We start from the raw sequence: 14,486 nt of genomic DNA on the forward strand, positions 1-14,486 counted from the left end.
ACTGTCAACGATCGACGATCGGGCAGGGTCTACAGTCATAGGGGTGGTGACACAAGAAGCCGGACGGCGGGCCGAGTACGCGGCTGCGACCCGTCAAGCGATCCTGCTGGCAGCGCGGGCACTGTTCGTCGAACGGGGCTATTTCGACACCCGAGTGCAGGACATCGCCCGCGCAGCGCGGGTAGCAGCGCCCACCGTCTACGCGGCGGTCGGAGGCAAGAGCGGTGTGCTACGCACACTCATCGAGGACGGGGTGCGCGCCGCCGAGGCCGGCGGCATCTACGAGCGGATCGCTGCGCAAACCGACCCCGGCGCGCTGCTGCGCATGCTCGTGGACGGCACTCGAAGCGAGTTCGAGCTCTGGTCGCCGATCATGCGTCAGGCGATCGCCGCCGCACCCCAGGACGCCGGGATCCGGGAGACCGTCGGCACGGCGCACGACAGCCTGCGCCGCGGATTGCGGGCCACTGCGGCCCGGCTCGCAGAACTGGGCGCACTGCGCGCCGGAGTCACCGTCGACGAGGCTGCGGATGTGCTCTGGTACTTCCTCGGCAACGCCTCCTACTTCACCCTGACCGACGACTGCCACTGGCCGCTCGACCGCTCCGCCGACTGGCTGCACCGATGCCTCACCGCCGCGCTGCTCGGCACGTAAGGAAGTGGCCGGCCAGAACCGCACGCCGTCGTGGGCGCGGCGGGCCGCGCGATGTGCAGCCGCCGGGAACGGCCGGCGCCTCGGCCGTGGACCTCCTTCGACCTGACTCGGCTGACGACCTGCGTCGAAATCCCCGACGGCCCGCTGCCGCCCTTCCGCCAGGCCGACGTACGTCCGGTCGCAACGGCGCCACGCCGATGAACGGTCGACAGGTGTAGGCGGTGCATTCCATGCCCGGCGATCGCGGTGCCGGATCACTGCGGCGGAGCACTTTGCGGGCTGGCCGGCGTCGTCAGCCGTCAGTCACAGGCGGCATGCTCCGGTGTCGCGCGAAGGGTGTCTGCCACCGTCTGACAGGCGAGCCGCGCCACGGCCCGTAGCTCCGTGTCCGTGGTGCCGGCGCGGCTGAGGACGGCCAGCGACTGATTGACTGCGACGACGAACGTGGCCAGTTCGTCCGCCAGTTCCTCAGGGGCGGCCGAGGGGCCCGTCAGGGCTGTGCGCACTCGCCGGCGCTGGGTGTCGAGCAGGGTGCGCACGTGAGCGCTGTTGTCCCCCTTGAGTATCGGCGCCTGCGCTGCGGACTGGGCGATGAGGCACCCCGCAGGGACAGACGGATCGGCGATGCGCGCGAGGACGACGTCGAAGAATGCCTCGATGGCGCGTACCGGGTCGCCGGCATGGGTGGTGAGGGCCTGCTCGTATCGAGTGCCGTAGGTCGAGGCGTAGCGGTCGAGGCACTGGCGGAAGAGCGCGTCCTTGCCGCCGAAGGTGCCGTAGAGGGAGCCGCGGCCGAGACCCGTGGCGGACCCCAGGACGTCCAGCGAGGCGTCTGTGTACCCGCGTTCCCAGAACACGCGCATCGCCTGGTCCAGAGCCGTGTCAACGTCGAACTGCTTGCGGCCTGACATGTTCCTCCTGCATTCCCTCGTGATTCTACACACTTGCTGTACCGATCGATCCAAGATATCTTTACCGATCGTTCCAAGATGGCTGGCGTGAAGGCACTCGTACCGAAGTTGGAAGGTGCCGCCGTGATCGTTGAGAGGGCACGCGAGGTTTTGGCCAAGGCCCTCACGCCCGAAGGGGGCTCGCGGGCGCGTACCGGATTTTGGCGCGTAGCTGCGGTGTACGCCCTGGTCATGCTGGGGTGGACGCTGCCGATTCCGCTGTACGCGCTCCGGGCGCCGCGAATGGGCTTCGGACCGTTCACCACGACGCTGGTGTTCGCCGTCTACGCATGGGGAACGGCGCTGGCTTTGATGATGTTCGCATCCCTGTCCGACCATACGGGGCGTCGCCCGCTCCTGGTCGGCGCCCTGGCCGCCGCGACTGCGAGCACCGCCTTGGTTTTGTTTGCATGCGACGTCGGAACGTTGCTGGTGGCGCGGTTCCTGTGCGGATTGGCCACCGGTGTGTTCACCGCAACCGCTACCGCAGCACTCAATGAGCTGGCCGGAGAACCTCGCGCACGGCGAACGTCGATCGTGTCCACTGCCGCGAGCATGGGCGGACTAGGGCTGGGCACCGTCACGGCGGGTCTGTTCGCCCAGTACGGCGCGGACCCCACGCGCCTGGTGTTCTGGGCGTATCCGGGCACCCGGGCACTGGCGTTTCCCGCCCTCGCCGTCGTCCCGGAGACCGTTGCCGTTCGGCGACGCCCCGTCCTGTCCGTGCGCCGACCGACCCTGCCCGACCGGCGGGCAGATCGGCCGGAATTTGCGAGCGCCGCCACGGCGGCCGTCCTGGCCGCCTTCGCCGTCAGCGGATGTTCTCCTCGCTGGTGCCCTCATTCCTGCGCGAACAACTGCACGTTCGCAACCTCGCCGCGATCGGCGCAGAGCTGCGCTGCTGTTCCTCATCGCCCTGATCGCCCAAGTGGCCGCCCCCGGGCGCTGGCTGCGCGACGGCCGGCTTTCGACTGCTTTCCTTGTCGCGGGCATCGCGGTCTTCCAAACCGGGCAGTGGGTACGGTCGCTGCCGCTATTCGTGATCGGCCCCCTGCTGGCGGGCACCGGCGTCGGCCTGGGCGGATCTGCTGTCGACGATTTCCTCGCCGCATATGCCGGCACGATCGTGCCCACCCTGGCCCTGGGACCGCTTGACCAGATCCTCGGCCAGGGCATCGCGACCTCGCTGCCGCCTGTCGCCGTGGCCGCCACAACGCTCGCCACCGCCCGAAGGCGACCCGCAGCACCGTACTTGCTGCATCCACGAAAGGAACAATCATGAGCCGGTCCACGATCGACCTGCCCCCACCCGACGGCCCTGGCTCCGTGTCGCAGGCACCGAAGCTCGCGGCCCGATTCAGCGATACGTTCACGAGCCGTTACATCGACACCGGCGAACTGCGCCTGCACGCGGTCATCGGCGGTGAAGGACCCGCCCTGCTGCTGCTGGCCGGCTGGCCCCAGACCTGGTACGCCTGGCGCCTTCTCATGCCCGCGCTGGCCAGAGACTTCCGTGTCGTCGCGGTCGACCCACGCGGCGTCGGACTGTCCGACAAGCCCTGCGACGGGTACGACACCGGCACCCTCGCCGACGACCTCGCCGCGCTGATGACCGCGCTGGGACACCAACGATTCGCCATGGTCGGCCACGATATCGGAATGTGGACCGGCTATGCCCTGGCCGCGGATCACCCCGACCGGCTCGATCGTCTGGCCGTCGCCGAAGCCGCGATCCCAGGCTTGTCCCCGTCACCACCTCTGTTCGGCAGTGCGGAGTCCAACGACCGACTCTGGCACTTCGGCTTCAACCGGCTCAGCGAGATCAATGAACGACTGGTCAAGGGGCGTGAACACCTCTACTTCGGCCACCAGTTCGCGACCAAAGCCACGAAGAAGCTGCCCGACTACGCCGTCAAGCACTACGTCGACATCCTCGCGGCTGACCCGGACGCCCTGCGTGCCAGCTTCGAGTTCTACCGCGCGCTCGACACGACCATCGCGCAGAACCAGCGGCGCAAGTCACGACCGCTCACCCTCCCCATCCTGACGATTGCAGGAGCGGACAACTCGGGCGAAATGGTCGGCAACACCATGAGGCTCGCGGCCGACGACGTGCAAAGCCTCATCATTCCCGAGTGCGGCCACTACCCGCCGGAAGAGGCACCGGAAGCGATGCTGGCCGCCCTCACCACGTTTCTGGCCCCATACCGGGATAACCCGAATAATTATCCGGCAATGTCGCGGTAGAAGGGCTCCAAGACATACACAGCCACCTCGGAAGAGCAGCTTAAACCCGCGCCGTCTTGCCGTCCCTCTGCGTTCGACCGGGCGGCGTTCGGTCTGACCGTGACGCTCGCCGAACTCCGGGGTACGCAGGGGCTTCGTCGTGGACTGCGCGGAACCCCCTGGGCGCCCTTCGATACGGCGCGCACCCCGCTGATCTTCCGGTGAGCTGTTCGTCCAGGCGAGCCCCGACGCTCCGCTGTCCGCGTGGGGCCTTGACCCAAGCCCTTAAATCCGGCCTTGGGTCAAGGCCCGCCTACCACCTCCAGCAGCATCACTGGCGAGCCCTGCACCAGACCCGGGCCACCGTCAGCCACTACAACCGGCGCGGCGACCCCCTCCCAGCCCGCCTCCGCCCCTGGCGGCAACCCGAGCAGAACCGATCACAACCTCAAGATCTGAGGCTGTAGTACTGGGCTGTCGCGGCAGAGTACCTGTGGGCTCATAGACACGGCCGTTACGCGACGACGGCCCGCCTCCTGAACGTGAGCGTCCCGGCCGGCCGCGTCCGCGCCGAGTTGGAGGAAGGCTGCGTCCGTGCCGGCCTGACCGTGCCGCAGCTCACCCTGGAACCCGGCCGGGCGGTCATCGGCCCCGCGGGCGTCGCCGTCTACCGGGTCCTCGCCATCGAGCGCACCGGGCAGCACGTCTTCGTCGCCGTGGACGGCGGCATGAGCGACAACCCCAGGCCCGCGCTGTACGGAGTGCGGTACGCGCCCCGGCTCATCGGCCGCCCGCCGGCGGTGCCACCACGGCTCGTCACCGTCGTGGGCCGGCACTGCGAGGCGGGCGACGTCCTCGCGGACGACGTCGCGCTCCCGGGTGACATACGCCCCGGCGAACTCCTCGCCGTCCCGGCGGCCGGCGCCTACCACCTGTCCATGGCGTCCGGTTACGACATGGTCGGCCGACCGCCCGTCGTCGCGGTCGCGGACGGACTCGCCCACACGCTCGTCCGCCGCGAATCACTGGACGACATGAGCCGCCGGGACATCGGCCTGTAGCACCGAGCTCTCCCCGTCGTCGCCATCGCCGAAGGACTGCTGTAGTCCGGGGTCCGGGGGGACCTTCATAGGCTCAGCCGGTACGGCACCACGCACACGACGACATCGGTACGGGCCCTCAGCGCGGCCGCGAGCAGCAGGCCGCGCTGATTCTGGAGGATCTGGTAGCGGCGGTGGCGGGGCTCGACCTCGGGGATGAGCACGGCGATCTGCCGTCCTCCCTCCGCCGCACGCTGGACGTAGTCGACGATCGGCTGGACGAGCGAGCGCTGCGGGCTGTCGATGACGTCGAGCCGTACGCCGGGATTCCAGCGGTCGCAGTTCTCTTCCAGCGCACGGACCTTGGCCGGATCGCTGTGCACGGCGACCGCGACAACCTCGTGGCCGAGGGCGCGGGCGGCGGTCAGGGCGTGCCGGGTGAGCTTGCTGACCTCCCCGACCGGCACGATGACGAGGGAGTCGGTACGCCGCAGCGGCGGCGGGATCTCACCGAGGCCGAGTTCCGGGCCGACGGCGGTGTGGTACCGCTGGACGCGGGCGAACAGCAGCACAGCAGCGGCACCGCGGGCGACCATGACCCAGGCGCCTTCGAGGAACTTGGTGGTCAGCAGAACCGCGCAGGCCACGCTGGTCAGCACCGCGCCGAACCCGTTGAGCGCCGCACGCGGCAGCCAGCCGGGCGGCCGCCGGCCCGCCCAGTGCCGCACGAGCCCGACCTGGCTGATGCGGCAGCCGGTGGTCCTTGGCCAGCAGGCTCATCAGCACGGGCAGGCCGCCGAAGCTGGTGTTCGCGGCGAACAGCAGGACCCCGGTGACGACGAGATTGGCCGCGTAGTACGCCCACCCCGTCCCGTACGAGCCCGCCGTCAGTTGCGCCAGCACGGTCACACCCTCCCGCGGAGCCACATGGTCGCGCCGGATCAGGACGGCCAGCTCGATCAGCATCAGCCCGAGCAGCGCGCCCAGCATCAGCTCGGTGCGCTGCGCCCGCCTGACCCGCGGTTCGCGGAAGGCGGGCACGGCGTTGGCGTGGCCTCCACGCCGGTCAGCGCGGAGCAGCCGGAAGAGAACGCCTTGAGGATCAGCGGCAGCCCCAACGCCTCGGTGATGGGCACGGGTTGGGCATCGCCGACGACCGCCGCAGGGTGGTCGCGCAGCAGACCGAGCACGACGATTCCGCCGATGCTGATGATGAACATCAGGGTGGGCGGCATCAGCACCCGGGCGCTCTCGGCGACGCCCCGCAGGTTCGCGACCGACCACACCGCCGAGGACGCCGACCTCGCCGTCGACATCCTCGACACCTGCATCCCAAGGCGAAGGAGAACGACTGACGGACGCCGACGGCGGCTGCCGGGCACCCACGTAGTCGACGACGAGACTGGCCGTCGCGAGGTAGCTCGTCCTCGGCCCGAGGTCCTTCTTCGCCACCGCATAGGCGCCGCCAACGGGTCGTTGCGGGTGAGGAGGCCGGGTCCGGAGACCAAGCGGAAGCGCATGATGTCCTTGTCCATCGCATCCGCCGCGTCCGTGGACACGGGCGCGGCAGTGGTCTCGGGGGCGGCGTGGTCGTCATCAGGATCGGCGTCTCCTTGAGAGCGTGGGGGATGGTCCGGACGAGATTCCGGCCGGGCTGTTGTCGACGCTAGACGCCGACTTCTCTTGCTCCAGGGGCTCCTGGCGGTCCCCTGATTCCCCTACTTGAAACCTTGATTGTTTGCTGGCGCGTCGATGACGGATTGTTGCCGAGTCGGCTGGGCGCCGGGCGCGACCGGCAGGCTGAGCACCATGGTGAGCCCGCCGCCCGGGGTGTCCTCGGCATCGAGGGTGCCGCCCATGGCCTCGGCGAAACCCCGCGCCACCGCCAGACCCAGTCCGACGCCCGCGCCGCGAGGCGCGTCCCCATAGCGCTGGAACGGCTCGAAGATGAGCCCCTTGGCCTCGTCGGGGACGCCCGGGCCCCGGTCGACCACGCGCACCTCGACCCGGTCGGCGAGGGAACTGGCGGACACCAGCACGGGCTCGCCCGGCGCACCGTACTTCACAGCGTTCTCCACCAGGTTGGCCACGGACCGCTCCAGGAGCCCCGCGTCGACGGCGACCATCGGCAGCGTCTCGGGGATGTCCAGATCCACGCTGTCCTCCGGCACCCCGCCGAGTGCCATCGGCACCACCTCGTCCAGGTCCATCTCCCGGATGATCGGCGTGACCGTGCCGGTCTGGAGGCGCGACATGTCCAGCAGGTTGCCCACCAGGTGATCGAGGCGGTCGGCGCCCTCCTCGATGCCCTCGAGCAGCTCCGCCTGGTCCTCCTCCGACCAGGCCACGTCGTCGGAGCGCAGCGAGGAGACCGCCGCCTTGATGCCGGCCAAGGGTGTACGAAGGTCGTGGCTGACGGCGGCCAGCAGGGCCGTGCGGATGCGGTTGCCCTCGGCGAGCGCACGGGACTGGTCGGCCTCGGACTGCAGCCGCTGCCGGTCAAGTACGACGACGGCCTGGGCGGCGAACGCTGCCAGCACCCGCCGGTCGGCAGCCGGCAGCACCCGGCCCGTCAGCGCGAGCGCCGTGTGGTCGCCCACGGGCACGTCGACGTCCGCGTCCTCCGGCCGCTCCACGGGCCGTCCCGTACCCGCGCGTCCCGCGCAGGTCCAGGGCGCCATGTCGCTCTCCCGCTCCAGCAGGTCCACCGATTCCATGCCGAACGTCTCCCGGACACGTTCAAGGAGTGCCTCTAGGCTGGTCTCTCCGCGCAGCACGCTGCCGGCCAGGAAGGAGAGGATCTCCGACTCGGCGCGCAGCCGTGCCGCCTGGTGCGTGCGCCGGGCGGCCAGGTCCACCACGGACGCCACCGACACGGCGACGCCGACGAAGATCGCGATCGCCACGATGTTCTTGGGGTCGGCGATCGTCAGGGTGTGTACGGGCGGGGTGAAGTACCAGTTCAGCAGGAGGGAACCCACCACCGCCGAGGCCAGCGCCGGGTACAGGCCCCCCAAGAGAGCCGCGGCGACCGTCAGAGTGAGGAAGAGCAGCATGTCGTTGGCCAGGCCGACCTCGGGCATGACGCTGGTGAGCAGCAGCGTGAGGAGGGCGGGGCCGGCCACACCGACCAGCCGGCCCCAGACGATCCGGGACCGCCCCAGCCGCGCACCCCGGGCCGCCGGCAGCCCGCGCCCCTTGCCCGCCTCGTCATGGGTGATCAGGTGGACGTCCAGATCGGGGCCCGACTCCCGGGCGACCGTGGCACCGACACCCGGGCCGAAGACGTACTGCCATCCCTTGCGACGGGACACGCCGAGGACGATCTGGGTGGCGTTCACCCCGCGGGCGAAGTCCAGGATCGCTACCGAGACGTCCTCGCCGATGACGTGGTGGAAGGTGCCGCCCAAGTCCTCGACGAGAGTCCGCTGGACCGCGAGTTCCTTGGGCGAGGCGGAGGTCAGGCCGTCGCTGCGGGAGATGTAGACGGCCAGGACCTCGCCACCCGCGCCCTTCTCCGCGAGCCGGGCCGCCCGACGGATCAGCGTGCGCCCCTCGGGACCGCCGGTCAGCCCGACCACGATCCGCTCACGTGAACCCCAGATCGCCGAGACCTGGTGCTCGCTGCGGTACTCGGTGAGATACGCGTCGACCCGGTCGGCCACCCACAGCAGGGCCAGCTCGCGCAAGGCGGTGAGGTTGCCGGGCCGGAAGTAGTTGGACAGGGCCGCATCGACCTTGTCGGGCTTGTAGATGTTGCCGTGCGCCATCCGTCGCCGCAGCGCCTGCGGCGACATGTCGACCAGCTCGATCTGGTCCGCCCGCCGCACCACCTCGTCCGGCACGGTCTCCTGCTGCCGTACGCCCGTGATCGACTCCACGATGTCGCCCAACGACTCCAGGTGCTGGATGTTCACCGTCGAGACCACGTCGATCCCGGCGGCGAGCAGTTCTTCCACGTCCTGCCACCGCTTGGTGTTGCGGGAGCCAGGGATGTTGGTGTGGGCGAGCTCGTCGACCAGGGCCGCCTGTGGGCGGCGCGCGAGTACCGCGTCCACGTCCATCTCGGTGAACGTGCCGCCGCGGTACTCCAGTTCCCTGCGCGGGATCTGCTCCAGACCGTGCAGCATCACCTCGGTGCGCGGCCGATGGTGGTGCTCGACGAAGGCGACCGCGCAGTCGGTGCCGCGTTCGACACGGCGGTGCGCCTCGGAGAGCATCGCGTACGTCTTGCCGACGCCCGGTGCCGCACCCAGGTATATCCGAAGCTTGCCGCGTGCCATGATCTCGTCTCTTCATCTCTGCGGTCGGGACCGCGGCGCGGGTGCGGGTGCGGGTCGGGGCGGGAAGACGTTCAGCCCTCGAAGCGGTAGCCCATCCCGGGCTCGGTGATGAGGTAGCGGGGGTGGGCGGGGTCCGACTCCAGCTTGCGGCGCAACTGCGCCATGTGGACCCGCAGGGAGTTGGTCTTGTTGCTCTGCGAGACCCCCCAGACCTCCTGGAGCAACTGCTTTTGCGTGATGAGCCGGCCGGGATTGGTGACCAGGATCTCCAGCAGGTGCCATTCAGTCGGGGTAAGGCGGACGTCGTGGCCCGCGCGGGCGGCCTTCTTGGCGCGCAGGTCGACGCTGAAGTCGTCGGTGGTCACCAGGACGGTCTCGGGGGCGAGCGGCACGTCCTCGGTACGGCGGACGGCGGCCCGCAGCCGGGCCAGCAGCTCGTCCATGCTGAACGGCTTGGTGATGTAGTCGTCGGCGCCCGCGTCGAGCGCGGCGACCTTCTCGTCGGAGGCACCGCGCGCCGACAGCACCAGGATCGGCACGCGGGTCCAGCCGCGCAGCGCCTTGATGACGTCGGTGCCGTCCATGTCGGGCAGGCCCAGATCGAGCAGGACCACGTCCGGCTGACAGGCGGCGGCCAGCCGGAGCGCGGTGGTGCCGTCGGGCGCCGGGTCCACCCCGTACCGGCGGGCCTGCAGGTTGATCACCAGTGCCCGGACGAGCTGAGGGTCGTCCTCCACCACCAGTACCCGGGTCATCGGGATACGCCCTTCCTGCTCGTACGGAGGGCCGGACCATGCGGAACCGGCCTCATGGCGGCGGGAGTCGACGCCTCAGGATGTCCCCCGGTCCGCCGACTCCCGCGTGGTGCGCATAAGGCCATCAGCTCTTCGCCACGAGTTCCTTGAGCGCGATGTTGAGCTCAAGGACGTTCACCCTGGGTTCGCCGATGAAGCCGAGAGTGCGGCCGTCGGTGTGCTCGTCGACCAGCTTCTGCACCTGGCCGACGGACAGGCCGTTCTTCTCGGCGACCCGGTGGACCTGGAGGTCCCCGTAGTCGGGCGAGATGTCCGGGTCCAGGCCGGAACCGGAGGAGGTGACCGCGTCGGCGGGCACGTCCGAGGGCTTGACCGTGTAGCCGCCGACCGAGTTGTCCTTGACGACCGCTGCCTTGGCGGCTGTCACCCAGTCGATCAGGTCCTTGTTGTCACCGGAACGGTTCGTCGCGCCGGACAGGATCAGCGAGTACTGCGTGTTGACGCTGTTGGTGCCGAGGCCGTTGGCCGGGCGGCCCTGGAACCATTTCAGATCGGGCTCCGGGGTCTCCTGGCCCTTCTTCAGCGGCAGGTTGTACGACTGCCCGATGAGGGACGAGCCGACGACCTTGCCGTCCGCCTTGACCTCCGAACCGTTCGCCTGGTCGTTGAAGAGCGCCTGCGCCACACCGGTGACGGCAAGCGGGTAGATCACGCCCGTCACCACCGTCAGCACCAGCAGGGCGCGCAGCCCCGCCCACAGCAACCGGGCGGTGTTCGATACCGAGTTGTTCATGGGATCAGCCGATTCCGGGGATGAGGGAGATGAGCAGGTCGATGAGCTTGATGCCGACGAAGGGGGCGATCAGGCCGCCGATGCCGTAGATCGTCAGGTTGCGGCGGAGCATCCTGTCCGCGCTCACCGGCCGGTACTGCACGCCCTTGAGGGAGAGCGGGACCAGCGCGATGATGATCAGTGCGTTGAAGATCACCGCGGACAGGATCGCGGAGTCCGGCGAGGCCAGGCCCATGATGTTGAGCTTGTCCAGGCCCGGGTAGACGGCCGCGAACAGCGCCGGGATGATCGCGAAGTACTTCGCGACGTCGTTGGCGATGGAGAATGTCGTCAACGCCCCCCGTGTGATGAGGAGTTGCTTGCCGATCTCGACGATCTCGATGAGCTTGGTCGGGTTGGAGTCGAGGTCGACCATGTTGCCGGCCTCCTTCGCGGCCGACGTACCCGTGTTCATCGCGACGCCGACGTCCGCCTGGGCGAGCGCGGGCGCGTCGTTGGTGCCGTCGCCTGTCATCGCGACGAGCTTGCCGCCGGCCTGCTCCCGCTTGATGAGCGCCATCTTGTCCTCGGGAGTGGCCTCCGCGAGGAAGTCGTCGACACCGGCCTCCTCCGCGATCGCCTTCGCCGTCAGCGGGTTGTCGCCCGTGATCATGACGGTCTTGATGCCCATCCGGCGCAGTTCGTCGAACCGCTCCCGCATGCCGTCCTTGACGACGTCCTTGAGGTGGATGACGCCCAGCACACGGGCGCCTTCGGTGTCTTCGACGGCCACGAGCAGCGGCGTGCCGCCCGCTTCGGAGATCCGGTCGGTGAGCGCACCGGCGTCCTGGGACACCTCGCCGCCCTGTTCGCGGACCCAGGTGACGACCGAGCCGGCCGCGCCCTTGCGGATCTTCCGCCCGTCGACGTCCACGCCCGACATCCGGGTCTGGGCGGTGAAGGCGATCCACTCGGCACCGGCCAGCTCTCCCTGCTGGCGCTCGCGCAGCCCGTACTTCCCCTTCGCCAGGACGACGATGGAGCGGCCCTCGGGTGTCTCGTCGGCCAGGGAGGACAGCCGGGCCGCGTCGGCGAGTTCGGCCTCGGTGGTGCCGCTCACCGGCACGAACTCCGACGCCTGCCGGTTGCCGAGCGTGATGGTGCCGGTCTTGTCGAGCAGCAGCGTGGAGACGTCACCGGCGGCCTCGACCGCGCGCCCCGACATGGCCAGCACGTTGCGCTGCACGAGCCGGTCCATGCCCGCGATGCCGATCGCGGACAGCAGGGCGCCGATGGTGGTGGGGATGAGGCAGACCAGCAAGGCCACCAGCACGACCATCGTCAGATGCGTGCCCGCGTAGTCCGCGAACGGCGGCAGCGTGGCGACCGCCAGCAGGAAGACGATCGTGAGCGAGGCGAGCAGGATGTTCAGCGCGATCTCGTTGGGCGTCTTCTGCCGGGCCGCGCCCTCGACCAGGGCGATCATGCGGTCGATGAAGGTCTCGCCGGGCTTCGTCGTGATCTTGATGACGATGCGGTCGGACAGGACCTTCGTGCCGCCGGTGACGGCCGAGCGGTCGCCGCCGGACTCCCGGATGACGGGCGCCGACTCGCCGGTGATCGCCGACTCGTCGACGGACGCGACGCCCTCGACGACGTCACCGTCGCCGGGAATGATGTCGCCCGCCTCGCAGACGACCAGGTCGCCGATGCGCAGCTCGGTGCCGGGCACCTGCTCCTCGCGGTCACCCACGAGCCGGCGGGCGACGGTGTCGGTCTTGGCCTTGCGCAGGGTGTCGGCCTGCGCCTTGCCACGCCCTTCGGCGACCGCCTCCGCGAGGTTGGCGAAGACGACGGTCAGCCACAGCCAGGAGCTGATGGTCCAGCCGAACCAGTCCCCCGGGTCCTTGAACGAGAAGACCGTGGTCAGCAGGGAGCCGATCCACACCACGAACATCACAGGCGACTTGATCATCACCCGCGGGTCGAGCTTGCGGAAGGCGTCCGGCAACGACTTCAGCAGCTGTTTCGGGTCGAACAGACCGGCGCCGACGCGTCCTTCGTCCTTGTGGCCGGTCGGCACATCGCTGTGCGGTGCCCGGGTCGGGGTGGCTGTGGACATCGAGTCCTCTTGCTTCTCTGTGCGAGTGGTCATGACGCCAGCCCCTCGGCCAGCGGACCCAGCGCCAGCGCCGGGAAGTACGTCAGACCGGTGATGATCAAAATCGCGCCCACGAGCAGGCCCGTGAACAGGGGCTTCTCGGTGCGCAGGGTGCCCGCAGTGGCCGGCACCGGCTTCTGCTCGGCGAGCGAGCCGGCCAGCGCCAGCACGAACACCATCGGCAGGAAACGGCCGAGGACCATCGCGAGACCCAGCGTGGTGTTGAACCACTGGGTGTCGGCGTTCAGACCGGCGAAGGCCGAGCCGTTGTTGTTGGCGGCCGAGCTGTAGGCGTAGAGGATTTCGGAGAACCCGTGCGCGCCGCTGTTGGTCATCGAGTTGCCCGGCGTCGGCAGGGCCATCGCCGCAGCGGTGAAGATGAGCACCAGGGCCGGGGTGATGAGGATGTAGCAGGCCGCGAACTTGATCTCGCGGGTGCCGATCTTCTTGCCCAGGTACTCGGGCGTACGGCCGACCATGAGACCCGCGATGAACACCGCGATGATGGCCATGATCAGCATGCCGTAGAGGCCCGAGCCGGTACCACCCGGGGCGATCTCGCCGAGCTGCATGCCGAGCATCGTGATGCCGCCGCCCAGACCGGTGAAGGAGGAGTGGAAGGAGTCCACGGCACCCGTCGAGGTCAGCGTGGTCGACACCGCGAAGATCGACGACGCGCCGACGCCGATGCGCTGCTCCTTGCCCTCCATAGCCCCGCCCGCGATGTCGAACGCCGGGCCGTGGTGGGCGAACTCGGTCCACATCATCAGCGCGATGAAGCCGGCCCAGATCGTGGCCATCGTCGCCAGGATCGCGTAGCCCTGCTTGAGGCTGCCGACCATGCGGCCGAAGGTTCGGGTCAGGGCGAAGGGGATGACCAGCAGCAGGAAGATCTCGAAGAGGTTCGTGAACGGGGTGGGGTTCTCGAAGGGGTGAGCGGAGTTGGCGTTGAAGTAGCCGCCGCCGTTGGTGCCCAGCTCCTTGATGGCCTCCTGCGAGGCGACAGCCCCGCCGTTCCACTCCTGCGAGCCGCCCATGAACTGGCCGACCTCGTGGATCCCGGAGAAGTTCTGGATCGCGCCGCACGCCACGAGGACGATCGCCGCGACCACCGAGAACGGCACGAGGATGCGGATGACACCGCGCACCATGTCGGACCAGAAGTTGCCCAGTTCACCGGCGCGGGACCGGGCGAAGCCCCGCACCAGCGCCACCGCGACGGCGATGCCGACGGCCGCGGAGACGAAGTTCTGCACGGCCAGACCACCGGTCTGCACCACATGGCCCATGGCCTGTTCGCCGTAGTACGACTGCCAGTTGGTGTTCGTGACGAAGGACGCGGCGGTGTTGAACGCCTGGTCCGGGTCGATGGCCTGAAATCCCAGCGAGCCGGGCAGGTGGCCCTGAAGCCGCTGCAGCAGGTACAGGAAGAGGACGCCGACCGCCGAGAAGGCTAGGACACCGCGCAGATAGGCGGGCCAGCGCATCTCGGTGTTCGGGTTGGCTCCGATGCCCTTGTAGATCCACTTCTCGACGCGCCAGTCTTGCAGAGAGGAGAGGAGAGTAGGGAGCGGAGAGTAGGTGAGCCCCAGAGCCACTATCAGAGCGAGCAACTGAAGGATGCCGGCGAGGACGGGACTCATG

Annotated in this window: 11 protein-coding genes and 2 pseudogenes; 5 read left to right on the forward strand and 8 right to left on the reverse strand. The window is 69.2% G+C overall.

Translation table 11 applies throughout. The features are described 5' to 3' along the window. Positions 1–43: 43 nt before the first annotated feature. Positions 44–655, forward strand: coding sequence for a TetR/AcrR family transcriptional regulator (locus tag D9753_RS06305; RefSeq protein ID WP_240468056.1), 612 nt, complete (start codon positions 44–46; stop codon positions 653–655). A gap of 299 nt (positions 656–954) precedes the next feature. Here D9753_RS06305 and D9753_RS06310 read toward each other — a convergent pair whose 3' ends face one another. Further along, complete coding sequence (locus D9753_RS06310; protein ID WP_121786103.1) at positions 955–1,566, reverse strand: TetR/AcrR family transcriptional regulator; 612 nt, start codon at positions 1,564–1,566, stop codon at positions 955–957. Between the two features lie 231 nt (positions 1,567–1,797). On the opposite strand from D9753_RS06310, the pseudogene D9753_RS39295 reads away from it, so the two are divergent. From D9753_RS39295 to D9753_RS06325, 4 genes and pseudogenes are all read left to right on the forward strand, one after another. Further along, a pseudogene (locus tag D9753_RS39295) lies at positions 1,798–2,361 on the forward strand (MFS transporter); the annotation flags it as partial. 172 nt (positions 2,362–2,533) lie between these two features. Further along, positions 2,534–2,887: a hypothetical protein gene (locus tag D9753_RS37685; RefSeq protein WP_240468057.1), complete on the forward strand. Its 354-nt coding sequence runs from the start codon at positions 2,534–2,536 to the stop codon at positions 2,885–2,887. Continuing rightward, entirely contained in the window at positions 2,884–3,852 is a 969-nt protein-coding gene (locus D9753_RS06320) for an alpha/beta fold hydrolase (RefSeq protein ID WP_121786104.1), read from the forward strand. Before D9753_RS37685 ends, D9753_RS06320 begins: the two co-directional genes overlap by 4 nt. Positions 3,853–4,367: 515 nt before the next feature. After that, positions 4,368–4,892, forward strand: a pseudogene (locus tag D9753_RS06325) (diaminopimelate decarboxylase family protein); the annotation flags it as partial. Between the two features lie 65 nt (positions 4,893–4,957). Here D9753_RS06325 and D9753_RS37050 read toward each other — a convergent pair. The 7 genes from D9753_RS37050 to kdpA form a co-directional block, all read right to left on the reverse strand. After that, positions 4,958–5,599, reverse strand: coding sequence for a hypothetical protein (locus D9753_RS37050; protein WP_205614066.1), 642 nt, complete (start codon positions 5,597–5,599; stop codon positions 4,958–4,960). Positions 5,600–5,860: 261 nt separating this feature from the next. Continuing rightward, complete coding sequence (locus D9753_RS37055; protein WP_205614067.1) at positions 5,861–6,187, reverse strand: hypothetical protein; 327 nt, start codon at positions 6,185–6,187, stop codon at positions 5,861–5,863. A 402-nt stretch (positions 6,188–6,589) separates the two neighbouring features. Beyond that, the gene (locus D9753_RS06335; protein WP_121786105.1) at positions 6,590–9,154 is read right to left on the reverse strand and encodes a sensor histidine kinase; all 2,565 of its coding nucleotides are present in this window, start codon (positions 9,152–9,154) and stop codon (positions 6,590–6,592) included. Positions 9,155–9,225: 71 nt separating this feature from the next. Further along, positions 9,226–9,909: a response regulator gene (locus tag D9753_RS06340; RefSeq protein ID WP_121786106.1), complete on the reverse strand. Its 684-nt coding sequence runs from the start codon at positions 9,907–9,909 to the stop codon at positions 9,226–9,228. 124 nt (positions 9,910–10,033) lie between these two features. Further along, positions 10,034–10,702 (reverse strand): potassium-transporting ATPase subunit C, encoded by a 669-nt coding sequence (locus D9753_RS06345; RefSeq protein ID WP_121786107.1) that lies wholly within the window; start codon positions 10,700–10,702, stop codon positions 10,034–10,036. Positions 10,703–10,706: 4 nt separating this feature from the next. Beyond that, positions 10,707–12,836, reverse strand: a complete 2,130-nt coding sequence (gene kdpB / locus D9753_RS06350; RefSeq protein ID WP_205614068.1) for a potassium-transporting ATPase subunit KdpB — start codon at positions 12,834–12,836, stop codon at positions 10,707–10,709. After that, positions 12,833–14,485 carry a potassium-transporting ATPase subunit KdpA gene (gene kdpA, locus D9753_RS06355; protein WP_121786109.1) on the reverse strand — a complete coding sequence of 551 codons (1,653 nt, stop codon included), beginning with the start codon at positions 14,483–14,485 and terminating at the stop codon, positions 12,833–12,835. The genes kdpB and kdpA overlap by 4 nt, the downstream gene beginning before the upstream one ends. Position 14,486 lies beyond the last annotated feature (1 nt).

Origin of the sequence: Streptomyces dangxiongensis (assembly GCF_003675325.1) — a bacterium.
GTDB classification, from domain to species: domain Bacteria; phylum Actinomycetota; class Actinomycetes; order Streptomycetales; family Streptomycetaceae; genus Streptomyces; species Streptomyces dangxiongensis.